We start from the raw sequence: 23,494 nt of genomic DNA on the forward strand, positions 1-23,494 counted from the left end.
TTTGTTCGCAATGACTAGTTTTATACGTCATTACGAGAAAGAATAACGAAGTAATCTGTTACTAGAGGCAGATCTAAAGTTTGTTATTTTGTTTATTGATATAGAGATTGCTGTACTGTGTTCGCAATGACTAGTTTTATACGTCATTACAAGGAAGAATAACGAAGTAATCTGTTACTAGAGGCAGATCTAAAGTTTGTTGATTTGTTTATTGATAGAGAGATTGCTTCACTTTGTACGCAATGACAAAGTGTTATCTGAAAAATTCTTTTGAATTTTCCCAATGCACATCCATTTCACCTAAAGTCATGTCAGAAAGTTCTTTGCCTTCTTTTTTAGCTGCTGCTTCTAAATATTGAAAACGATTGATAAATTTCTTATTCGTTTTTTCTAAAGCATTCTCAGGATTTACTTTAATAAAGCGTGCGTAGTTAATCATAGAAAATAACACATCTCCAAATTCCTTTTCGATGTTTTCTTTATTTCCAGCTTTTATTTCTTCGTTTAGCTCGGTAATTTCTTCTTGTACCTTTTCCCAAACTTGCTGTGGTTCTTCCCAATCAAAACCAACACCAGCAACTTTTTCTTGAATGCGGCTTGCTTTTACCAACGCAGGTAAACTTTTAGGAACGCCTTCTAAAACCGAAGTTTTACCTTCTTTTAATTTTAGTTTTTCCCAATTCTGTTTTACTTCTTCTTCATTTTTCACTTTAACATCCCCATAAATATGTGGATGACGGTGAATTAATTTATCAGAAATAGAATTGGCAACATCAGCAATATCAAAAGCCTTTTTTTCGCTACCTATTTTAGCATAAAAGACGATGTGTAATAACACATCGCCTAATTCATTTTTTATTTCTTGTAAATCATTGTCTAGAATTGCATCTCCTAGTTCGTAAGTTTCTTCAATCGTTAAATGACGGAGACTTTCTAAGGTTTGTTTTTTATCCCACGGACACTTCTCACGAAGTTCATCCATAATATCTAACAAACGGTTAAAGGCGTCTAATTGCTGCTTACGAGTATTCATGATTTATTTATTCTTCTTCTTCGGTAGTTGCTACTTTATCTAAAGAGCTAAAGTCAAAATCAGACTGTGCTAAAGTATTATACCATTGAATAACCTTTTTAATGTTAGAAGCATATACACGTTCTTCATCATAACCTGGTAAAATTTCACTAAAATAAGCCGTTAATTTAGCATTGCTTTCTTTGTGAGAAATACCTTCTTTACCATCTTCTTTGGTAGCCATACTTTTAAGTACAACAGCTAAAGGCACTTCTTCTTCGTAGGTGTAAATTGCAATGTTTTCTAATAAACTAACATTGTGTGTTGCTGTAATAGGAAAACGTTTTCCGTCTACAATAGATCTTACGATTACACCTGTTTTTGTTTGAGATAAGATTTGAAATAATCCTGGTTTACCAGTAACTGCAATAATTTTGTTAAATTCCATATTATAATATTTTTAATGTCTTAAATAGACTATTTTCTTTTGGCATTAGGGAAACGCATTCTGTAACCTGCTTCTACTTTTCCTTTTGATATGTTTTCTAATTTCTTTTTAATCAATCTCTTCTTTAATGAAGAAAGCTTATCCGTAAATAAAACACCATCAATATGATCGTATTCGTGCTGAAAAACACGAGCAGCTAAACCGCCTAAAACTTCCGTATGCTTTTCGAAATTTTCATCTTCATATTCGATAGTTATTGTTTCTTGGCGAAAAACATCTTCACGAACATCAGGAATACTTAAACAACCTTCGTTAAAAGCCCATTCTTCACCTTCTTCTTTAATTATTTTTGCGTTTATAAAAACGCGATTAAAGGTTTCTAAAACTTTTCTGTCTTCTTCTGATAAATCTTCATCATCTGCAAAAGGAGAAGCATCAATTAAAAACAAACGAATGTCTTTTCCTATTTGCGGAGCAGCTAAACCAACACCTTGTGCATTGTACATTGTTTCTTTCATATCGGCAATTAGTTTTTCTAACTGCGGATACTCTTTATCGATCTCTTTTCCTACTTTACGTAATACGGGATCTCCGTAAGCAACAATGGGTAAAATCATGTTTTTATTTTTTTAACGAATGCGAAAATACAAAGAATCGGTTGGGTATAAAATTATTTGTTATACAAATACGACTGTAAAATGATTGTAGCGCTTATTTCATCTACTAAAGCTTTATTTTGACGTTGTTTTTTATTCAAACCGCTATCAATTATAGTTTGAAAAGCCATTTTAGAAGTAAAACGCTCATCTTCTCTTTTTATTGATATATTAGGAATAGCTTTTGTTAACTTCTGTAAAAAAGGTATAATCAAAGCTTCACTTTCACTATCAGAATTATCCATTTGTTTTGGCTTTCCGATAATAAATAACTCAACATTTTCTTTTTTAGTGTATTCTTTTAAAAAAGAAATTAACTCTTTTGTACTAATAGTTGTTAGTCCTGAAGCAATAATTTGTAATTCATCAGTAACAGCAATACCTGTTCTTTTTTTTCCGAAATCTATGGCTAAAACTCTTCCCAAATTAGTTTGTTTTTATGCAAAAATACAGATTTTAAACATGCTACAAGCATCTGTTTAAAAAATGTATCTTCGCATTATATTGAATTAGAGATTTTATATTTGTAGAAAATTATAGAAATGACAGAATTACAAGATATTATAGAAAAAGCATGGGATAATCGTGATTTATTAAAAGAAGAAAACACGATTAATGCGATTAGAAAAGTAGTTGATTTATTAGATGCTGGTGAGTTACGTGTAGCAGAACCAACAGATAATGGATGGCAAGTAAATGAATGGGTTAAAAAAGGAGTAGTATTGTATTTTCCTATTCAAAAAATGGAAACTTTAGAAGCAGGTATTTTTGAGTACCATGATAAAATTCCGTTAAAAAGAAACTTTAAAGAAAAAGGTATACGTGTTGTGCCAAATGCAGTTGCACGTCACGGAGCTTATATATCATCAGGAACTATTTTAATGCCAAGTTATGTAAATATAGGTGCTTATGTTGATGAAGGTACAATGGTGGATACTTGGGCAACAGTAGGTTCTTGTGCTCAGATAGGAAAAAATGTACATTTATCTGGTGGAGTAGGTATTGGAGGAGTTTTAGAGCCTTTACAAGCGGCGCCGGTAATTATAGAAGACGGTGCGTTTATTGGTTCTCGTTGTATTGTTGTAGAAGGAGTAAGAGTTGAAAAAGAAGCTGTTTTAGGAGCCAATGTCGTATTAACAATGAGTACTAAAATTATTGATGTTACTGGTGATGAACCTATTGAAACAAAAGGAGTTGTTCCAGCACGATCAGTAGTAATACCAGGTAGTTATACTAAAAAATTTGCAGCAGGTGAGTATCAAGTACCATGTGCGCTAATTATTGGTAAACGTAAAGAAAGTACCAATAAAAAAACTTCGTTAAATGATGCTCTTAGAGAGTATGATGTAGCGGTATAAAGAAATAAAATTCATAAAATGAAATCTATTTTTTTTATAAGAACATCGCTTGAAATGTTAGGAGCAATTGAGGCAAGGAAACAGTTTGATATAATTAATACTTTATTAATTATTAAGTCTGATAGAAAGCAAGATAGCACTATAAATTTCTTAATTAAAAAATCTGGAGGTTGGAATAATATCATAAGGACTAAAAAAAAGACTTCTTATGGTATTTCTTGGATTAAGTTGATTAGGAGACTAAAAAAAGAAAAATATAAAAATTTATTCACCCGTGCATTTCCAATAGCATCTTACTTTGTCAATAATCTAAATTATGAGAAACTATATATTTTAGATGATGGTGCTGCAACTATTGCTATCGCGAAAGAATATAAAAATACAGGAAATTTAACTAAACGATTTTCATTATTTAAAGGGAAAAATAAAGTTGGATTTAAATATGATTTAGTTCAAAAAATTTATGCTTCAAATAAGATAAAAATTGATGAGGATGTAACCGACGTTAATTTCTTCACGTTCTATAACTTACCTGATTATGAAAATAATGAATATGTTCAAAATAATTTTACTTGGTTACATTCGTTAAAAAATAATTCTAAAAAGGAGAATAGTAATAAAGTCTATCTTATAGGAACAGCTGTTGTAGATAGTAAAATTTTACTTTTTGAAGATTATTTTACTACTTTAAAAAAAATTTCTGAGTTTTATAAAGGTAAAGATATTGTATATGTTCCTCATAAAAGAGAAGATAGTAAGGAACTGAAAATTTTAGAAAATGAACTTAGCTTTAAAATTCGTAGAAATAAATTTAATATAGAGTTAGATTTTTTATTAAATAATGAATATCCAACGCATGTTACTGGTACTATTAGTACTGCTTTAATTATTTTAAAAGGTATATATAGAGAGTCAGAAATAGACTTTTTTAACTTTGATGACACAAAAATTATTGAAAATAAAAAGAAAGTGATAATCGATGTTTACAAGTATCAAGAAAAATACATTAATTACAACTGGTTAAATTATTAGAAATTACAATCTTTATGACAATAATAAAACCATCTTTCATAATTTTTAAAATGAAAGATGGTTTTATTATTTATATTAAGAACTAGTTTAATTTACTCCAAGCATTTTCTGTTTAAAGCTGTTCCTTTTTCAAAATCATTATTAAATTTTTTACCTAAAACTTCATTGTAGTGTTTTGGATGCATTCCAAATCCAGGTCTAACAGAACGAATATTTTCTTCAGAAAGAGTATCTCCTTTTTTTACATCTGAAGTAATATATAAAGAGCGAGAAAATTCTCTACCACTTTTCATCTTGTCAGTTAGCTGATAACTAATTTCTCCACTAGCTTTTTCAGCAGCTCTAACAGCTTTTACCATTTGAGTAAATTCAGTTTCATCTAATGAAAAAGAAGCATCTGGTCCTCCAATTTCTTTATTCAAGATAAAATGTTTTTCAATGACTGTTGCTCCTAAGGTAACAGCAACAACAGGGGTTATAATTCCCATAGTGTGATCAGAAAGTCCAGATTTTACATTAAAACGTTCTTTTAAATCTTTTATCATTACCAAATTAGCTTCTTCAATAGGAGCAGGGTAAGAAGAAGTGCATTTTAATAATGTAATATCGATATTACCAACATTTCTACAAGTATCAATAGCTAACTGAATATCTTCATCCGTTGCAATTCCTGTAGAAATAATGATAGGTTTCATCGTTCTAGCACAATATTCAATTAAAGGAATATCGGTAATTTCAAAAGAAGCTATTTTATAAATCGGGTTATCTAAAGATTCTAATAAATCTACTGCTGTTTTATCAAAAGGAGAAGAAAATACAATGAGCCCTTCATCTCTAGCGACAGCATATAAATCTTTAAACCATTCCCAAGGAGTATATGCTTGTTGATACAAGTCATGTAAGAACATTCCATCCCAAATGGTTCCTTGTTTTAATTTAAAATCATCTTTTTTAGAGTCTAAAGTAATAGTATCTGCCGTATATGTTTGAAACTTAATAGCATCTGCACCAGTTCTTTTTGCAGCTTTAATAGTTTCAATGGCAACTTCTTTGCTTCCGTTATGATTTGCTGATAATTCAGCAATTATAAAACATTTATCTGATGGTATCATCTATTTCTAATTTATATATAAAACTATCTACTCCATTAAATAACTCTTCTTTATAAAGGTGGTAGCCAGCTTTTTCAAAAGATTTAACAGATGGAGTATTTTCTTTTTTTATGTAAGCAATAATAGGTTTTTTAAATTCATTAAAATATTCTTTTGCGGTTTTACTTAAAAATAAGGAACCAAATTTTCTTCCTCTAAACTCCTTAGCTATTATAATACCCACAACAGCATGTTCTTCTTTTACTTCATACCTGACTATACCAGCCGGTAAGGAATTATGCTCGACAATATAAAACTTAGTGTTTTTATTACTTATTTTTGAGTCAAACCATTTTTGATGGTTTTCTAATTTTATTGGCTCAGAATTATAAGAATTATTTCTTACTAAAGAATCATTAGACCAGTTGTAAATGAGTAACATATCTTCTTTTATGGCTTTTCTAGTTGATAGCTGTATATAACTTAATAATTGAAAGAAACGATTACTAATTTGATTGTCAAATAATTCCTGTTGAATTTTTAAAGAAGAATTGTATTCCTTTAGATTTGTGATTTTTTGAATGGATTCAAAGAAATTTTGAACGCTATAATTCGAAAAATTATCACAACCATATATTACTCCTTTTTCTAAAAAAGAATTATATATGTTTAGTTGGTTTTCTACAAAATAACCTGATAAAATAGGCATTTGAATAGCACATAACTCATATAGTGTTGTACTAGCAGGGGCAATAGCGAAATTACATCGTTGCATTATTGATACAATTTCTTTCTCTTGTATATTTTGATAAATATGAATTATAGAATTTTTATTTTGTAAATCGAAAATCTTTTTGTGCTTATAAGCTCCACCTAATAAAACATGTATATTTTTAAATTGAGAAAAATTAAGTAAAGCCCTTGTTGCTTTATAACTTAAATCGTACATGTCTGCACCTCCGAAACACACAAAAACAGTATCAATAGTATTTATATATCTTTTATTTTTTGCAGCTTCTAAAAAAGAAGGCCTCAATATAGCATATTTAGTACCTAAAGCTAATTGAGTATAATATTCGGTGGTATAATTTTTTAATTTCAATCCTTCAGAATGATTAATAACAACATCAGCATATTGATGATTAGTGATTAAATCATCAATATACATAACTACATACCCAAGATATTTTAATTTTTTTTGATAATCTGAAGTAAACTGGTAACCATCTATTATTATTATATATTCATTAGGTATGTATTTTTTAGAAAGCCAATTTGGTTCATTTATTATATCAATATCACTAAAAATGGTGTCAATTTGATAGTCTTTTGGTATTACTTTTATGGTAGAATTTTCTTTAGTAACAAAAACAAAATCTATTTTTTCTTTATAGAGTTCTACTAGCGCAAATAAACGGTATAAATGACCCAACCCAATATTTGAGTTACCATCTGCTCTAAAAAGAATTTTTTTCGTCATTTTGAATTTTATATTTTAATTCAGCAAGTTTCCAATCAGTTTCTGTATCAATATCCTGGGCATTTAATTCATTTATTTCAATAATTCCTGAATTATCAGTCCAAAGTTTCCCTTTTTTTATAGCTATTTCTGGTTTAAAAAAGTAAAACTGTCCAGCATCATGGTATGCTACTTCTAAATCTTGTGATCTACTATTTAAATGTTCAGGTTGAAATAAATCCATTTTACCTGCATTATTTGTTTTTTTTATAGCTCTCTGTATTGGAAATCCAAAACGAGTAACGGGAAAAACAGTATCAAATTTATTAGAAGTCAACTTCTCTTCAGCCTTAACTAATAAATCACTCGTTACAAAAGGAGCAGTTGCGTAAATACAACATGCAGTTTCTATATTAATGTTTTCATTTTTGTACCATTCTAAAACTTCTTTAATAACATCAAAAGTTGTAGCAAAATCATCAGAATTTTTGTTACTTCTTAAAAACGGAATTTTAGCGCCGTAATTTTTTGCTATTTCCGCAATTTCATTATCATTAGTCGAAACAATTACTTCATCAAATAATTTAGATTTTAATGCCGTTTCTATAGAATATGCTATGATAGGTTTTCCTAAGAATTCTTTAATGTTTTTTTTAGGAATTCTCTTACTACCTCCTCTTGCTGGTATGATGGCAATTTTAGTCATTAATAAATTCTAAAACTTTAGTTATTACAAATTGTTGCTCCTCATCAGTTAAACTTGGAAACATAGGCAAGCTAATACATTTTGAATAATAGCTTTCTGCATTTGATAATTCTGCATTTTCATATCCTATATTTTTATAATAAGGCAATTTATGAACTGGTATATAATGTATTTGAGCAAAAATTGAGTGACTTCTTAAAAAATCATATAAACCTTTCCTATTTTCAACTTCAATCACAAACAAATGATGTGCGTTGTATGAGTTTTTAGGTAATTCTTGGAATTTAATTTTTGTTTGAAAAGCTCTTTTATAACTATCAGAAATTTCATTTCTACGAATAACTCCTGCTTTATTTTTCGCTAATTGCGTAATTCCTAATGCAGATTGAAAGTCAGTAAGTCTGTAATTAAAACCGAGTTCTTGCATTTCATAAAACCAACCTCCATGATCTTCAGTCATATTATCTTTGGTTATTCCATGCGTTCTTAATAGAGATAATTTTTTATAAATATCCTCTGAATTAGTAGTTAACATACCTCCTTCACCACAAGCAATATGTTTTACAGGGTGAAAGGAAAAAACTCCAATGTCTGCATAATTTCCATTACCACAGTGTTGTTTTTTATTATTAGAATCAATAAAATAACCTCCAGGTGCATGACAAGCATCTTCTATAATCCATAAATCATGTTTTTTAGCTAGCTTTTTAAATTTTTCTAAATCAATAGGCAATCCTGCAAAATCAACAGGAATAATACCTTTGAAAAAACCTTTAGGTTTACTTTCTATTAATTGACGAACACTTTCTATTGATAATAAATAAGTATCTGGGTCAATATCTGCAAACCAAACTTCACCTTTAGCAAAACGAATACAATTTGCAGAAGCCGCGAAAGTAATAGGTGTTGTAATAACACGTTCATTTTCTTTTAAGCCCATCGCTAAAACAGCTAAATGCAAACCTGAAGTAGCATTGTTTACAGCTAATGCATATTTTGAACCGACATAGTCTGCAAACTTATTTTCAAATTCTTTAACTTTTGGACCTTGTGTTAAAAAGTCAGTTTGCAGAGTTTCTACAACAGCATCAATATCATCTTGCGCTATATTCTGTCGTCCGTAAGGAATTTTAAACTCCATAATTATATTTCAAAATTTGGATCTACATGCTTTTTAACCAATAACCTTAAACTCTCTACAGTTTCCCATTTAGTATTGTTATTTGAATCATAAGAAAAACCTTTTGGCACTAAACTTCCATTAAAGGTTTTTTGATATTCTTCTATAGTATACGTTGAATAAGGAGAGCTTTGTGGAAGTATAGCATAGTATTTTCCTATATCTAGTGTAGTAAATGAATCTGAAGACGTAATCATTTCTTCATGTAATTTCTCGCCGGGTCTAATACCTACAATTTTCTGTTCTAATTCGGGAGCAATAGCAGTAGCTACATCTATAATGTTGTAAGATGGTATCTTAGGAACAAAAACTTCACCTCCCCATGCTTTTTCGATAGCGTAAAAAACCATTTCACAACCATCTTCTAATGATATATTAAAACGTGTCATGCTCCTATCAGTAATTGGTAAAAAAGATGCGCCTCCCTTTTTTTTATCTAAGAAAAAAGGCATCACTGAACCATTAGATCCCATTACATTTCCATATCTAACGACAGAAAACTTAATATCTCTTTTTCCTTTTATATTATTAGCAGCAATAAATAATTTATCAGAAGTTAACTTTGTTGCACCATATAAGTTTATAGGAGCAGCTGCTTTATCAGTAGATAAAGCAACTACATTTTTAACACCACATCTTAAGGCAGCATCAATCACATTTTCAGCACCATTTATATTTGTTTTAATACATTCCATAGGATTGTATTCAGCTAAATGAACATGTTTCATAGCCGCAGCATGAATTACAATATCAATATCTTCAAAAGCACTTTCTAATCTTTTAACATCTCTTACATCACCAATAAAATAACGAATTTGAGGATATTTAGTTTCAGGAAATTCTTGAGCCATTTGAAAATGTTTTTGCTCATCTCTTGATAAAATTACAAGACGTTTTACATCTGGAAATCTACTTAAAATTAATTTAGTAAACATTTTACCAAAAGAGCCTGTACCACCAGTGATTAATATAGATTGATTATTTAAGTTTAGCATAAAATTATTTATTCAAAAATGTAAATTTGATAGTTTGTAAAAATACATATTTTATAACTTTTTATCTGTATACTATTTAAGAAATAGTAAAATCAATTTTTGTATGGTATAAATTATGGTAAATTTGTCAGCGTAAAACTACAGAACATAGTAGATATAGTTAAAAGAGAATATAAAATGAATATTTTAAAGAAATTATTCTTGTCGAATTATATGGATATATATGTAAAATTTTTAAAAAAAATATGACCAAGAGTTTATGTAATTGTGGATTTTATTTTATAGAGGGACTTATTAATAAAATTATATTAGATCTAATTGAACTACCATGTTTAAAAGAAAAAAAAGTAATAATAGAACACCTATCTAATTTAAAACATTAAAAATAATGAATTATCCTATTGATGCTGTTATAACTTGGGTTGATGGTAAAGATGATTTGCATCATCAAAAAATGGTACCTTATTTAAAAAACAAATCTGTAACAAAAAACAAGGAATTTAGAACTCGTTTAGATCAAGTTGAAGAAATAAAATATGCTGTTAATTCTATTTTAAAGTATGCAAGTTTTGTTAGAAATATATTTATAGTAACTGATAATCAGGTTCCAAAATTCATAAAAAATAAACAAAAAGGTACTTATGATAATGTTTTTATAATAGATCATAAAGATATTTTTAAGGAAGATAGTAAGTATTTGCCAGTTTTTTCTAACAGGCCTATAGAAGCTAAATTGTATAATATACCTAATTTAGCGGAACATTTTATTTATTTAAATGATGACATGTTTTTACTTAAACAAACAAAAATATCTGATTATTTTATAGATGGTAAACCTTTAATAAGAGGTAAATGGTTAAAGTTTGAAGATCAAAAAATTCTTAAAAAAATATTTCCTCCATCCGAAGAAGATAAAATAAAACCAAAACATAAAAGAGCACAGCAAAAATCAGCAGAAATAGTTGGTTTTAAAAAATATTTTTTTAGATTTCAACATATACCAGCACCTTTAAGAAAATCAACATTTGAAACTTTTTTTAAAAACAACCGTAATATTGAAATAGATAATGTTAAACATAAATTTAGAACGGTTACTCAATTTACAGCTCAAGGTCTTGCTAATCATTTAGAAATTAAAAATAAAACTTGTGTTCTAAAAAAAGATTATAAGTTGATTTATATACATAAGTGTAAACCTTTTTTTTGGGCAAAATTTAAATTAAATTTTTTGAGTAAAAAAGAGAATAAATTATTTTTAAACATGCAAAGTTTAGATCAACGCCCGAAAAATAAATTAACTTACTTATTAAGTTGGTTAGAAGATAAATATAGTCTTAAATATTAATTTTCACCGTTGATGTTGGTAAAATCTAATATGGGCATTGTAAGATACAAAGTCTATTTCAAGTATTAATATTTAAAAATAAATGCAACTAATTGTGTTTAGAACTGGACTGGTTATATGAATAAAATTATAAATATTTTAAAAGAAGGAAAAACAATCCTTTACCCAACAGACACTGTTTGGGGTATTGGTTGTGATGCTACAAATGAAGTTGCTGTTAAAAAAATATATCAATTAAAAAAGAGAGAAGAGTCTAAAAGTTTAATCATATTAGTAGATTCTATAGAAATGTTAAGGAAGTATCTTGACGAAATTCCTGAAAAAGCAATAGAGGTTCTAAACAGTTTAGAGAAACCGACAACAATTATCTATAAAAATCCAAAAAACTTAGCAAAAAATACAATCGCGTCTGATAATACTATAGCTATTAGAATTCCTCAAGATGGTTTTTGTTTAGAGTTAATAAAGGAATTTGGTAAGCCAATTGTATCTACTTCAGCAAATATTAGTGGAGAACCTACTCCAAAATCATTTTCAGAAATAAGCAAAGCTATTTTACAGAGTGTAGATTATGTAGTAGATTTGCATGGAGATAAGATAACAGAAAAATCATCTACTATTTTAAAAATAGAAGGCAATTCTGTTATTGTGATAAGAGAATAATTAGATGCAAGAACAATATTTTAAAGAAGCAATTTCTGCTGAAATATTTCAATATATAAGTAAAGCAGCCGAAGAATTACAACTAGATAGTTATGTGATTGGTGGTTTTGTACGAGATTTTATTTTACAAAGAGGTACTGCAAAAGACATTGATGTAGTAGCGGTTGGTAGCGGAATTGAGTTAGCAGAAAAAGTAGCTTCTCTATTACCAAACAAACCAAAAGTTCAGGTTTTTAAGACATACGGAACAGCAATGTTACGTTATAAAGATGTTGAAATAGAGTTTGTAGGCGCTCGCAAAGAGTCTTATATAGAAAATAGTAGAAATCCGGAAGTAATACCAGGCACACTTAAAGACGATCAAAACAGGCGTGATTTTACTATAAATGCTTTGGCTTTGAGCTTAAATAAAGAATCTTTTGGTTTATTGTTAGATCCTTTTGACGGAATGTCAGATTTAGAGGCTAAAATAATTAAAACTCCTTTAGATCCTGATATAACCTATTCTGATGATCCGCTTCGTATGATGCGTGCTATTCGCTTTGCTTCTCAATTAAACTTTGTAATTGAAGCAGAGTCTTTAAGTGCCATCGCTAAGAATTCGAAAAGAATAAATATTATTACCAAAGAACGAATAATTGTTGAATTAAATAAAATATTAGAATCGTCTAAACCTTCTGTAGGATTTTTACTTTTAGAACAAACAGAACTTTTAGAGCGAATTATTCCTGAATTAACAGCATTAAAAGGAGTAGAAGAGGTAGAAGGACAGAAGCATAAGGATAATTTTTATCATACTTTAGAGGTTGTTGATAATATATCAGAAAATACACAAGATGTTTGGTTGCGTTGGGCTGCTTTATTGCACGATATTGGTAAAGCACCAACAAAGCGTTATCATAAAAAACAAGGTTGGACGTTTCATGCACATGAATTTGTAGGATCTAAAATGGTTTTTAAATTATTTAAGCGCTTAAAAATGCCATTGAATAACAAAATGAAATTTGTTCAGAAGATGGTAATGTTAAGTTCACGACCAATTGTTTTAGCAAGTGATGTAACAGATTCTGCTGTAAGAAGATTAGTTTTTGATGCAGGTGAAGATGTAGATAGTTTAATGACGTTATGTGAAGCTGATATAACTACTAAAAACTCAAAGAAGTTTACGCGCTATCATAAAAATTTCGAACTTGTTCGTGAAAAAATTAAAGAGGTAGAAGAAAGAGATAAAGTTCGTAATTTTCAGCCTCCAATTACTGGAGAAGAAATTATGAAAGCCTTTAATTTAACTCCATGTAGAGAGATCGGTCAGATTAAAGAAGCAATAAAAGAAGCTATTTTAGAAGGTGAAATTCCTAATGAACACGAAGCTTGTTATCAATATATGATAGAAAAAGGTAAGGAGTTAGGTTTAGAAAATAATTAAGAAGTTATTAATAAAAAAAAAGGGAAGTTTTTAAAACTTCCCTTTTTTGTTTATGTTAATGATTGCATTGTAACAAGTTTAAAATATTCGCCTTTCTTGTTTAGTAATTCTTCATGTTTACCTTGCTCTACAATTCTTCCTTTTTTCATTACAACAATATTATCTGCCTTTTGTATGGTTGATAAACGGTGTGCAATAATTAAAGAAGTTCTGTTTTGCATCATTTTTTCTAAAGCAATCTGAACTAACTGCTCTGATTCGGTATCTAAAGCAGAAGTAGCTTCATCTAAAATCATTATAGGAGGATTTTTTAAAACAGCTCTGGCAATTGCTATTCTTTGTTGTTGTCCGCCAGAAAGAGAACTACCGCGATCTCCTATTATTGTATTATATTTTAATGGTAAATCTTCTATAAATTCAGAAGCGTTAGCTATTATAGCTGCATCTTCAATTTCTTTTTCTGTAGCAGAAGGTTTACTTAATTTTATATTATTGGCTACCGTATCATTAAATAAGGTAGAATCTTGCGCAACAATACCTGTTAAGCCTCTTAACGATTTTTTAGAAATATTTTTTATACTATTTCCGTCAATAAGAATATCACCTTTGTTAACATCATAAAAACGAGTAATTAAGTTAGCAAGTGTAGATTTTCCACTTCCAGATTGTCCTACTAACGCAACTGTTTTACCTTTAGGTATTGTTAAAGAAAAATCTTCTAATACGTAAGAGTTCTCATACATAAAAGAGATATTCTTAAATTCAACCGTATTATTAAATTCAGTTAATTCTTTAGCGTTATCAATATCTATTAATTCATTTTTAGTATCTATAACTTCAAATATTCTTTGCGCTGAAGCATTTCCTATTTTAATATTATTATTAGCTTTTGCCATAGCTTTTGCAGGTGTAAGAATATTATATGCCGCAGCCATAAAACCTATAAAAGTACCACCTAATAATGTTTTATCAATTAACACCATTTTACCACCATACCAAAGAATACCTGCAATAGTAATTACACCTAAAAACTCACTCATAGGACTTGCTAGGGTTTCTTTTTTACTCATTTTATTAGATAATATTCTAATATTATCTGTTTCTGAATTAAACCTTGATGAGAATAATTGTTCAGCGTTAAATGCTTTTATAATTTTTAAACCTGAAATAGTTTCTTCGAGAATACCTAGAAGTCCACCTATCTTTTGAGAAATCTCTCCAGATTGTTGCTTTATTTTTTTGCTGATAAAAGAAATTACTAAACCAGAAATAGGGATGAAAGTAAAAATAAAAATAGACAATTCCCAACTTGTTTTAACCATAAAAAACAATGTAAAAACAATATTTAAAGGTTCTCTAATAAAAGTTATTATTAAATTCAGATAAGAATTATTAATAGTTTTAACATCATTAGTACTACGAGCTATAATATCTCCTTTATTTTGTTTTGAAAAAAATGAAAGAGGTAAGGTTATTATTTTATTATAAATAATTGTTCTAAGATCTTTTAAAACATTATTTTTTAGAAAAACCATGGTTAATTGCCCTAAGTAGCCAAATAAATTCTTTAACAAGAAAACTGTAACTACTGCTATTACTACATATAGCAATGTTTTTTCTTGTCCATAATTCTCATTAGTATAAGTAACATGGTAATTTAGTAAATCGCTTAAATAATCTTTATTTAATGAATTGCTAAAACCTTTATAAATGGGCTTTAAATATACTTTAGGCGTTTCACCAAATAATATATTTAAAGTAGGCATTAATATAACGTACGATAATGTGGTAAATAAAGCATATAAAACATTAAGAATAATACTAAATATTCCTAATGATTTATAAGGTTTTGCGTATTTAAAAAAACGTTTTAAATAATTCATTTACAAATTTAATTCTTTTATAATTCGTTGAATTTTTACATCTAATGCTTTTTCAATAGTTACGGCATTCTCTACAGTATCTAATTTTGATTTTACACTAAAATAAAACTTAATTTTAGGTTCTGTTCCACTTGGGCGAGCTGCCATTTTAGTTCCGTCTATAGTTTGATAAATCAATACGTTAGATTTCGGAATATCCATAACCGTTTCTTCGCCTGTAATTAAATTCTTTTTTATAGACGATTGATAGTCATATAAAAACTCCACTTTAGCATTGTCTATTTCAGTAAACGGATTCTTACGTAAATCAACCATCATTTGTTTGATTTGTTGCGCACCGTCCATTCCTTTTTTAACAATAGAAATTAAGTGTTCTTTATAAAAATGATTACGTGTATATAATGCCAACAATTCTTCATAAAAAGAACTATTATTTGCTTTTGCGTTTGATGCTATTTCACAAGCTAATAGGGCAGAGGTAACGGCATCTTTATCGCGAACAAAATCACCAACCATATATCCAAAACTTTCTTCACCACCACCAATAAAATCTAACTCAGGGAAGTCTTTAATCATTTTAGCAATCCACTTAAAACCGGTTAAACCAACTTTGGTTTCTACGCTGTAAGATTCTGCAATTTCATTTACTAAATTCGTAGAAACGATGGTAGAGCCTACAAACTGTTTTCCGTTTAACTTTCCTTTATTTTTCCAATCATTAATTAAAAAATCGGTCATCATACTCATAGTCTGATTTCCGTTTAATAATTTCATATTCCCTTCTAAATCACGCACAGCAATACCAATTCTATCAGAATCAGGATCTGTTCCTAAAACGATATCTGCATCAACTTCATTCGCTAAGTCAACTGCCATTTTTAAGGCTGCTGGTTCTTCTGGGTTTGGCGATTTTACAGTAGGGAAACTTCCGTTAGGTTCAGCTTGTTCCGCTACAACATGAACTTGTGTATAACCAGCACGTTTTAAAACTTCAGGAATTAATTTTATAGCCGTTCCGTGTAAATTGGTGAAAACAATTTTTAAATCTTTACGTCCTTTTACATTAAAGGTTCCATTTTTAATCGATGCTTGCCAAAAAGCTTCATCAACTTCATTACCTATTGTAGAAATTAAATCTTCATTGGCATTAAAATTAACATCGGTATATGCTAGTGAATTTACTTCATCAATAATACCGGTGTCTTGAGGCGGTACAATTTGTCCTCCGTCAGACCAGTATACTTTATAACCGTTATATTCTGGCGGATTATGAGAAGCCGTTAATACAATACCAACATCACAACCTAAATGATTTACTGCAAAAGATAATTCGGGAGTAGGGCGTAGGTCTTCAAAAAGAAATACCTTAATATTATTTGCCGAAAATACATCAGCAACTACTTTAGCTAACCATTTACTATCGTGGCGACAGTCGTAACCAATAGCTACTTTTATCTCTTTATTAGGATAGGTTTGATGTAAGTAATTACTTAAACCTTGTGTTGCTTTTCCTAACGTATATTTGTTTATTCGGTTTACTCCTGCGCCAACAATACCACGCATTCCGCCTGTGCCGAATTCTAAATTTTTATAAAATCGATCTGCTAAATCATCAGAATTAGTATCGATTAGTTGTTGAATTTCTTTTCTAGTTTCTGAATCGAATGTATCAGATAACCATAAATTTGCTTTGTTTAAAATCTCTTTCATCTGTCAAAATAATACGTACAAAGATACGCGTTTTAAAAATTTATTTTTTCTTTAATAGTGTAGTGCTTTTGTTGTGGATTACTTTTTATAATCAACTCTCCTAAAAAGCCTGCTAAGAACAATAAAGTTCCTAAAATCATAGAAGTTAAAGCAATATAAAACCAAGGATTATTGGTTACCAAAATGGTTTTTGTACCTGTAGATAAGCGGTATATTTTCATTACTCCAATAAAAAAAGCAGAAGAGAAACCGAAGATAAACATTAAGCTTCCCCAAAGACCAAAAAAGTGCATTGGTCGTTTTCCGAACTTTGATAAAAATGAAATGGTAATTAAATCTAAAAATCCGTTTACAAAACGATCCATTCCAAATTTAGTATCACCATATTTTCGTGCTTGATGTTGTACTACTTTTTCGCCAATATTATTAAAACCTTCATTTTTTGCTAAAACAGGAATGTAACGGTGCATTTCGCCACTTACTTTTACTGTTTTTATAACTTCGTTTTTATAGGCTTTTAATCCGCAGTTAAAATCATTTAATTCTAAACCAGATGTTTTACGAGCTGCCCAATTAAATAGTTTTGATGGTATGTTTTTGGTTACTACATTGTCGTAACGTTTCTTTTTCCAACCAGAAATTAAATCGAAATTTTCGGCAATAATTAAATTGTATAATTCAGGAATTTCATCAGGGCTGTCTTGTAAATCGGCATCCATAGTAATAACAACATTCCCTTTTGCTAAACCAAAACCAGCATCTAAAGCTTGCGATTTACCGTAGTTACGTTGAAAACGAATTCCTTTTACCGACTTGTTTTCTGCAGATAACTGCTCAATTACTTGCCAAGAAGTATCAGTGCTACCATCATCAATAAATATAATTTCATATAAATAAGTATTGGACTGCATAACTTTTGCAATCCAATTGTGTAATTCTTGTAAAGATTCTTCTTCGTTAAGAAGTGGTATTACTACCGATATATCCATAGTATTTTGTGCGAAAATTAAAAAAGGTAAAGTTACAAAGTCTTTAAAGAACTTTATGACTTTACCTTTTTAAAGTATTCTTAATATTGCTCTTCTTCATTGTTTTTCATTATGGCAGCTGTAATTGCGGAAATAATAAATCCAAAAAACGCAGACATACCTAAAATAAGTGCTCCAATCATAGCAGGGCTTTGAAAGTTTTTAGCAGATTCAGTAAAGTTTTCAACCTGTTCTTCTGTTAAGCCTCCATCTAACCAAGCTTGTTGTTGTGCTTCCATTGCTATTTGTTGAAAACCAGGATCAATAACATTCATGAAAAGTAATGTATAGATAACTGAAATAACACCACTTATCATAGCAATTCCCATACCTATTTTTAATCCTTGCCCCCATGACATAAAATTATTATTTCCTTCTTTAAACTTTTTAATACCAATAACTAAAAAGACTATAAGAGCAATAAACCAAACTAAACTATTTATCCAATTAAGTTCAATTAAATTTCCAGTGGCCCATATTGCAAGATGCACAATACTACATACTCCACCTAAGTATAATCCGTAATTTAAAATAATGTTTTTACTGTTAGCTTGATTTTCCATGTTTGTGTAATTGATTTTTAGTTAGTTTAACAAATATATTATTTTGTTTTCGAATCGAGTTCTTTAAAAAAAAGATTCTCAACAATGTATTAGTATTCAAAGAGTTAAAAATGTTACAAAAAAAAGCGTTTTTTTTTCATTGTTTTTATCAAAAAAGGCTGTAGATTTGCAGAGGCAAGTCCTACACAACTAGCTCCCTTTGAATCCCCCAGGGCGGGAACGCAGCAAGGGTATTAGGTTGTAGCAGTGTGATGTAGGTAGCTTGCCTTTTTTTATGCCCTTTATTTTTTTAAATAAAGGGCATAATTATTTTTAGGCATTCCTGCTTTTTTCAGTGTATTATCTAACTGCAAAAAACGTTTCTCTTTGTTTTAGTTATCATTTATATTAATATCACTTCTTGGGTGATGTAATTCTACTACTTCTTTTAAATAACTAGTATCTAAATGCACGTAAATTTCGGTAGTGGTAATACTTTCATGCCCTAATAGTTGTTGTATAACTCGTAAGTCGGCACCGTTTTTTAATAAGTAGGTGGCAAAAGAGTGACGTAAAGTATGCGGACCAATACTTTTTTTAAGATTGGTTTTAACAGCCAATTCTTTTAGAATAATAAAAATCATTTGTCGGGTTAATCGTTTACCTCGTCTATTTAAAAAAACAATATCCTCTTCTTCTTTTTTCGGATTAATTTTAGAACGGATATCATGTATATAAAAATTTAAACGTTTTATAGTAGTATGATGTATAGGGACAAAACGGAATTTATTTCCTTTTCCTAAAATGCGGATATAGCCGTCATCAAAAAATAAATCAGATAATTGTAAGTTGATTAATTCGCTTACACGTAAACCACAACTAAAAATGGTTTCTATAATTGTTTTGTTTCTTTCGCCCTGCGGATGACTTAAATCGATCGCAGCAATTAAGTTATCAACTTCTTCTTTTTCTAGAGTATCAGGAAGTTTACGTGTAATATTCGGACTCTCAATTAAATCGGTAGGGTTGTCTTGGCGATACTCTTCAAAAATTAAATAATCAAAGAAACTTCGCAAACCAGAAATTAAACGCGCCTGACTTTTCGGATTGATACTTTTACTAGTGTCGTATATAAACTCCTGAATAATCTCCGAGGTTATATATATAGGTAAACTTTTATTTTTATGCACATCAAGAAACGAAACTAGTTTTTTTACATCTCTATTATAACTATCAATAGAGTTTTTAGAAAGTCCTCTTTCTATTTTTAAATAGTTGGTGTAATCAGATGTTGCTTGCTGCCAGTTCATTAAATTTTTTCTTGATGAGTTATTGTGTTTTACTGTAAAATTAGTAAACAAAAAATTAAAAATAAGCATTTAAAAACTATATAGTTAGTATGCTAAACTAGATAAATTGAGTTTTTTTTAAAAAAAAATGTTTGCCTGTGTCAAAAAAAGAGATATTTTTGCCGGACAAATTAATAAACACTAAAAATTTTAATTATGAAAAAAGTATTACTAGTTATTGCAATGGTAGCTGCAGGATTTACAGCTAACGCACAAGAAGAAAAAGCAAAAGGAGGTTTTGCTAAACAAGATTTATATATCTCTGGTACAGTTGGGTATAACACAGTTGATGAAGCTGATGCATATACTTTTTCTCCTTCTGTTGGTTACTTTGTAAGTGATAACATTGCTTTAGAATTAGGGTTAACTATTGGTGGTTCTGATACTGGTGCAACAGAAACAAATGCTTTTGGAGTAAACTTAGGAGCTAATTATTTTTTCACACCTGAAAATGATTTTTCTTTCATTTTAGGAGCTGGATTATCTTATGTTTCTGAAGGAAGCGAAGTTGCAGGTGTTGAACAAGCAGATCGTAATACTTTTGGTATTGCTATTGCACCAGGAATTAACTATTTCGTTTCTGAATCTATCGCATTAAGAGCTTCAGTTGGAGCTTTATCTTATGCTAGTTCTAAAGTAGATGTTGATGGAGCTGAATCTGTTAACTCTTTTGGTTTAAACTTAAATTTATCTGCTATCCAATTTGGATTAACTTACAAGTTTTAATTAGTAGAATAAGCATAAAAAAAGGGAAGCAAAATGCTTCCTTTTTTTATGCTTAAATTTTAAGTATCCTATTTTTTTTATAAATTTAAAACATAAAAACTAATTATTATAAACGGAACAAAATTAAATTTGTTAGATAAATGTGAACCTGAAATTTATGGTTCAAATTCTTTTGAATACTTTTTTTAAGAGTTGCAAAAAAAGTATACATCTGTTGGTGTTGCTGATGCTGTAAAAAGTATTGCAACTATAATTACATATTTATAACGTGTATTCTCGCGAAGATTTTCGTCATGTAAGTTATATTGCTCCCACTGCAAAAGGAGTTATTACTGGTTTTGGTTTAGGTTATGGAATTGGAGTTAGACCTTCTGATTTTACTCAAGATGGTTTTTATTATAGAGCCTTAGTAGGATATAAGGCAACAGAGAAAATCACAATTCATGTTGATTATTCAGCTGTTTCTCTTGAGAACACTACTCCTGCGGCTATCGGTTAAGGAGGAACTTATTCTTTTTCTTTATAAGAAATTACGATCTAAAGTAAATATATAAAGTACTATTATAGAAATATAATAGTACTTTTTTTTAAAATAGTTGTTTAAAAAAGAAATAAGTTTATTTTTGTCCCTGAAAAATTAATATATAAATTATGAAAAAATTATTACTAGTAATTACTATCATTGCTGCGAGTTTTACTGCAAACGCACAGGAAAATGTTATTAAAGTAAATCCTTTAGCTTTGGTTCTTGGTTCTTTTGAGGTTGGTTATGAAAGAGTTGTATCGGAATCTAGTTCTGTTGAATTAGCTGTAGGGTACTCAAGTTTAAAAGTAAATACATCAGGAGGTCAATCAGATGCTAAGGCAACTGGTTTTGGTGTAGAAGGAAAGTATAAATTCTTTTTTGGAGATGAAGCTCCAAGAGGATGGTATGCTGCACCTGTAGTAAGTTATTCTAATACGTCTTTAGATTCAGAAGGAGAAAAAGGAGACTTTTCTTTCTTTGGTGGTGGAGCTGTAGCTGGATATCAATGGATATTTGGTGGGTCTGATTCAGGTTTTGCGTTAGATTTAAATTTAGGTGCTCAATATGTATCTGTTTCTACAAGTGGAAATATTTCTTCAACAAGTATTGAAGGATTTTTACCAAAATTAGGTTTATCATTAGGGTACGCTTGGTAGATTTTAAAAATATAAGAAATGAGAAAAGGGAAGCAAAAGCTTCCTTTTTTTTATGCTTAAAATTTAAGTAGCCTATTTTTTATTTCATAAATTTGAAACATGAAAAAAGTAATTATTATAAACGGACCAAACTTAAACTTATTAGGTAAACGTGAACCTGAAATTTATGGTTCAAATTCTTTTGAAGATTTTTTTAAAGAGTTGCAAAAAAACTATAAATCAGTTGAATTAGCTTATTTTCAATCTAACATAGAAGGTGAAATTATTAATAAACTACATGAGGTAGGTTTTAGTTATGATGGTGTTATTTTAAATGCAGCCGCTTATACACATACATCTGTTGGTATTGCTGATGCTATAAAAGGTATTGAAACTCCGGTTATAGAAGTACATATCTCCAACGTACATGCGCGCGAAGATTTTCGCCATGTAAGTTATATTGCTCCCAATGCAAAAGGAGTTATTACAGGTTTTGGTTTACAGAGTTATGAATTAGCGATTCAGAGTTTTTTGTAAAAACCAATACCTCACTACTAATAAAATTAATAACGGAATTATAGTAATAGAGAACAACTGAGTTTTAGTAATCCAAATAATAGTTGCTATTCCTAAAAAAGCGAGTAGTGCTAAACAATACTTGGCAATCCATTTTGGAGTGTTTTTCTTTAACAAAAAGAAAGCAATAAGTAAGTTTGGAAAAAAAGCCCATAAAAAATTAAAGTTATTGGGAGCGGTAGTGTGGTTGGTGAAAAACCATAAATACACAATTAATAATCCTATGATTCCTGTTGTAAAAAACAAAGAAAAATCTAGCCACTTAGTTCTTTTATTATTTTTATAATCTTTATAGGTGATAAATAAGCCAATTAAAGAAAGTAATAAAATTATTAAAAACGGACTAACAACATCACTTTTTGATTCTTTTTCTTCAAAATCTAATAAAATGGTTGTTTTTAAGACTAAATTATCTTCTTTACCTTCTTTTAAAACCTTAGCATAATTTAAAGCTTCAAAAACATAATCAGGTAAATACAAATATTCGCTTGCAGTAGCAATCTTATCTAATCTGCTTCCTAAAGCAACATTAATACCTAAGCTTCCCCAAGTGTTTTGATGAATTTCTTTATTCATTAATTGTCTTAAAGATAAAATTTCAGCAACAAAATCATCCTTAAAAATTAAATTATCACCCAAAACTTCTTTTATAATATCACGAGGTTTGGTAGCGCAATTATCAAAATAAGGATCGTATAAATAACCTGCATTTTTAGGAAGTGCATTTGTTTCTAGAATGCTAAAAAAATCATTCTTCTGATTTTGAGTTAAGTTTAAAACTTGTTCTTTAACCCAACGTTTATCTTGTTGACTACTTTTTAAAGCTACATAAAACGGATATTTAACCAATTTGTACTTCATATATCCTTTTGTGAAATCAACATAAAAAGTAGGATTATCAAAGTCAAAAATTCCGTAATTATATATTAAATCTAGTTGTGTAGCAGGATCTTTAACTCGTATTGCGGTATGACCAAACTTTTCATATAAAACATCTCCAGGGCCAGATGTGATGATACTAATGTGCGAAAATTCAGACAAGCTCTTTGTGGCAACTATTTGCGAGAAAATAGCATTCGTACAAAATAATAATAGAAGAATTGAAGTGATTTTTTTTATCATAACTTAAAGCTGAAAAGTAATTATTA

The 23,494-nt window shown here is 29.3% G+C and carries 23 protein-coding genes, 1 other RNA gene and 1 pseudogene; 10 read left to right on the plus strand and 15 right to left on the minus strand.

Going from position 1 to position 23,494, the window contains the following annotated elements; translation table 11 throughout:
• Positions 1 to 253: 253 nt before the first annotated feature.
• The 4 genes from mazG to ruvX are packed head-to-tail and all read right to left on the minus strand — an operon-like array spanning position 254 to position 2,541.
• A complete protein-coding gene (mazG, locus tag AC28QF_RS00725; RefSeq protein WP_488200267.1) occupies positions 254 to 1,033 on the minus strand; it encodes a nucleoside triphosphate pyrophosphohydrolase in 780 nt (259 codons plus the stop codon).
• Between the two features lie 7 nt (positions 1,034 to 1,040).
• A complete protein-coding gene (locus tag AC28QF_RS00730) occupies positions 1,041 to 1,460 on the minus strand; it encodes a DUF5606 family protein (RefSeq protein WP_488200266.1) in 420 nt (139 codons plus the stop codon).
• A 29-nt stretch (positions 1,461 to 1,489) separates the two neighbouring features.
• Positions 1,490 to 2,077 (minus strand): peptide deformylase, encoded by a 588-nt coding sequence (gene def, locus AC28QF_RS00735; protein ID WP_488200265.1) that lies wholly within the window; start codon positions 2,075 to 2,077, stop codon positions 1,490 to 1,492.
• Between the two features lie 53 nt (positions 2,078 to 2,130).
• Positions 2,131 to 2,541 (minus strand): Holliday junction resolvase RuvX, encoded by a 411-nt coding sequence (gene ruvX / locus AC28QF_RS00740; RefSeq protein ID WP_488200264.1) that lies wholly within the window; start codon positions 2,539 to 2,541, stop codon positions 2,131 to 2,133.
• Positions 2,542 to 2,658: 117 nt separating this feature from the next.
• Between ruvX and AC28QF_RS00745 the strand changes: the two genes are divergently transcribed.
• Positions 2,659 to 3,474 carry a 2,3,4,5-tetrahydropyridine-2,6-dicarboxylate N-succinyltransferase gene (locus tag AC28QF_RS00745; protein ID WP_488200263.1) on the plus strand — a complete coding sequence of 272 codons (816 nt, stop codon included), beginning with the start codon at positions 2,659 to 2,661 and terminating at the stop codon, positions 3,472 to 3,474.
• Between the two features lie 18 nt (positions 3,475 to 3,492).
• Positions 3,493 to 4,506 (plus strand): hypothetical protein, encoded by a 1,014-nt coding sequence (locus AC28QF_RS00750; RefSeq protein ID WP_488200262.1) that lies wholly within the window; start codon positions 3,493 to 3,495, stop codon positions 4,504 to 4,506.
• Between the two features lie 92 nt (positions 4,507 to 4,598).
• Here AC28QF_RS00750 and pseI read toward each other — a convergent pair whose 3' ends face one another.
• The 5 genes from pseI to pseB are packed head-to-tail and all read right to left on the minus strand — an operon-like array spanning position 4,599 to position 9,937.
• On the minus strand, positions 4,599 to 5,618 hold the full coding sequence (gene pseI, locus AC28QF_RS00755) for a pseudaminic acid synthase (protein ID WP_488200261.1): 1,020 nt from the start codon (positions 5,616 to 5,618) through the stop codon (positions 4,599 to 4,601).
• A complete protein-coding gene (gene pseG / locus AC28QF_RS00760; RefSeq protein ID WP_488200260.1) occupies positions 5,602 to 7,077 on the minus strand; it encodes a UDP-2,4-diacetamido-2,4,6-trideoxy-beta-L-altropyranose hydrolase in 1,476 nt (491 codons plus the stop codon). The genes pseI and pseG overlap by 17 nt, the downstream gene beginning before the upstream one ends.
• Positions 7,055 to 7,762, minus strand: a complete 708-nt coding sequence (gene pseF / locus AC28QF_RS00765) for a pseudaminic acid cytidylyltransferase (RefSeq protein ID WP_488200259.1) — start codon at positions 7,760 to 7,762, stop codon at positions 7,055 to 7,057. Before pseF ends, pseG begins: the two co-directional genes overlap by 23 nt.
• The gene (gene pseC, locus AC28QF_RS00770; RefSeq protein ID WP_488200258.1) at positions 7,755 to 8,903 is read right to left on the minus strand and encodes a UDP-4-amino-4,6-dideoxy-N-acetyl-beta-L-altrosamine transaminase; all 1,149 of its coding nucleotides are present in this window, start codon (positions 8,901 to 8,903) and stop codon (positions 7,755 to 7,757) included. The genes pseF and pseC overlap by 8 nt, the downstream gene beginning before the upstream one ends.
• A 2-nt stretch (positions 8,904 to 8,905) precedes the next feature.
• Entirely contained in the window at positions 8,906 to 9,937 is a 1,032-nt protein-coding gene (gene pseB, locus AC28QF_RS00775; RefSeq protein WP_488200257.1) for a UDP-N-acetylglucosamine 4,6-dehydratase (inverting), read from the minus strand.
• A 388-nt stretch (positions 9,938 to 10,325) separates the two neighbouring features.
• On the opposite strand from pseB, the gene AC28QF_RS00780 reads away from it, so the two are divergent.
• The 3 genes from AC28QF_RS00780 to AC28QF_RS00790 all read left to right on the plus strand — a co-directional run bounded on the left by AC28QF_RS00780 (position 10,326) and on the right by AC28QF_RS00790 (position 13,371).
• Positions 10,326 to 11,282: a Stealth CR1 domain-containing protein gene (locus AC28QF_RS00780; protein WP_488200256.1), complete on the plus strand. Its 957-nt coding sequence runs from the start codon at positions 10,326 to 10,328 to the stop codon at positions 11,280 to 11,282.
• A gap of 117 nt (positions 11,283 to 11,399) precedes the next feature.
• Entirely contained in the window at positions 11,400 to 11,945 is a 546-nt protein-coding gene (locus AC28QF_RS00785; protein ID WP_488200255.1) for an L-threonylcarbamoyladenylate synthase, read from the plus strand.
• A gap of 4 nt (positions 11,946 to 11,949) precedes the next feature.
• A complete protein-coding gene (locus AC28QF_RS00790) occupies positions 11,950 to 13,371 on the plus strand; it encodes a CCA tRNA nucleotidyltransferase (RefSeq protein WP_488200254.1) in 1,422 nt (473 codons plus the stop codon).
• 50 nt (positions 13,372 to 13,421) lie between these two features.
• On the opposite strand, the gene AC28QF_RS00795 is transcribed toward AC28QF_RS00790, so the two are convergent.
• The 4 genes from AC28QF_RS00795 to AC28QF_RS00810 all read right to left on the minus strand — a co-directional run bounded on the left by AC28QF_RS00795 (position 13,422) and on the right by AC28QF_RS00810 (position 18,555).
• Positions 13,422 to 15,254, minus strand: coding sequence for an ABC transporter ATP-binding protein (locus AC28QF_RS00795; RefSeq protein ID WP_488200253.1), 1,833 nt, complete (start codon positions 15,252 to 15,254; stop codon positions 13,422 to 13,424).
• Positions 15,255 to 16,964 (minus strand): phospho-sugar mutase, encoded by a 1,710-nt coding sequence (locus AC28QF_RS00800; protein WP_488200252.1) that lies wholly within the window; start codon positions 16,962 to 16,964, stop codon positions 15,255 to 15,257.
• Positions 16,965 to 16,996: 32 nt separating this feature from the next.
• A complete protein-coding gene (locus tag AC28QF_RS00805; protein WP_488200251.1) occupies positions 16,997 to 17,953 on the minus strand; it encodes a glycosyltransferase family 2 protein in 957 nt (318 codons plus the stop codon).
• Positions 17,954 to 18,033: 80 nt separating this feature from the next.
• Positions 18,034 to 18,555, minus strand: coding sequence for a DUF4199 domain-containing protein (locus AC28QF_RS00810; protein ID WP_275315528.1), 522 nt, complete (start codon positions 18,553 to 18,555; stop codon positions 18,034 to 18,036).
• Positions 18,556 to 18,727: 172 nt separating this feature from the next.
• Between AC28QF_RS00810 and ffs the strand changes: the two genes are divergently transcribed.
• Positions 18,728 to 18,826, plus strand: an RNA gene (ffs, locus tag AC28QF_RS00815) — signal recognition particle sRNA small type.
• A 100-nt stretch (positions 18,827 to 18,926) separates the two neighbouring features.
• Here ffs and AC28QF_RS00820 read toward each other — a convergent pair.
• Complete coding sequence (locus AC28QF_RS00820; RefSeq protein WP_488200250.1) at positions 18,927 to 19,844, minus strand: tyrosine recombinase; 918 nt, start codon at positions 19,842 to 19,844, stop codon at positions 18,927 to 18,929.
• Positions 19,845 to 20,039: 195 nt separating this feature from the next.
• On the opposite strand from AC28QF_RS00820, the gene AC28QF_RS00825 reads away from it, so the two are divergent.
• The 4 genes and pseudogenes from AC28QF_RS00825 (at position 20,040) to aroQ (ending at position 22,307) form a co-directional block, all read left to right on the plus strand.
• Positions 20,040 to 20,609 (plus strand): outer membrane beta-barrel protein, encoded by a 570-nt coding sequence (locus AC28QF_RS00825; protein WP_488200249.1) that lies wholly within the window; start codon positions 20,040 to 20,042, stop codon positions 20,607 to 20,609.
• A gap of 102 nt (positions 20,610 to 20,711) precedes the next feature.
• Positions 20,712 to 20,955, plus strand: a pseudogene (locus AC28QF_RS00830) (type II 3-dehydroquinate dehydratase); the annotation flags it as partial.
• Positions 20,956 to 21,260: 305 nt separating this feature from the next.
• Positions 21,261 to 21,791: a DUF3575 domain-containing protein gene (locus AC28QF_RS00835; protein WP_488200248.1), complete on the plus strand. Its 531-nt coding sequence runs from the start codon at positions 21,261 to 21,263 to the stop codon at positions 21,789 to 21,791.
• A gap of 99 nt (positions 21,792 to 21,890) precedes the next feature.
• A complete protein-coding gene (aroQ, locus tag AC28QF_RS00840; RefSeq protein WP_488200247.1) occupies positions 21,891 to 22,307 on the plus strand; it encodes a type II 3-dehydroquinate dehydratase in 417 nt (138 codons plus the stop codon).
• Here aroQ and AC28QF_RS00845 read toward each other — a convergent pair.
• The gene (locus AC28QF_RS00845) at positions 22,284 to 23,468 is read right to left on the minus strand and encodes a lipoprotein N-acyltransferase Lnb domain-containing protein (protein ID WP_488200246.1); all 1,185 of its coding nucleotides are present in this window, start codon (positions 23,466 to 23,468) and stop codon (positions 22,284 to 22,286) included. The two genes, aroQ and AC28QF_RS00845, sit on opposite strands and share 24 nt — an antisense overlap.
• Between the last annotated feature and the right edge of the window lie 26 nt (positions 23,469 to 23,494).

The organism is Tenacibaculum sp. M1.3A, from assembly GCF_057732375.1.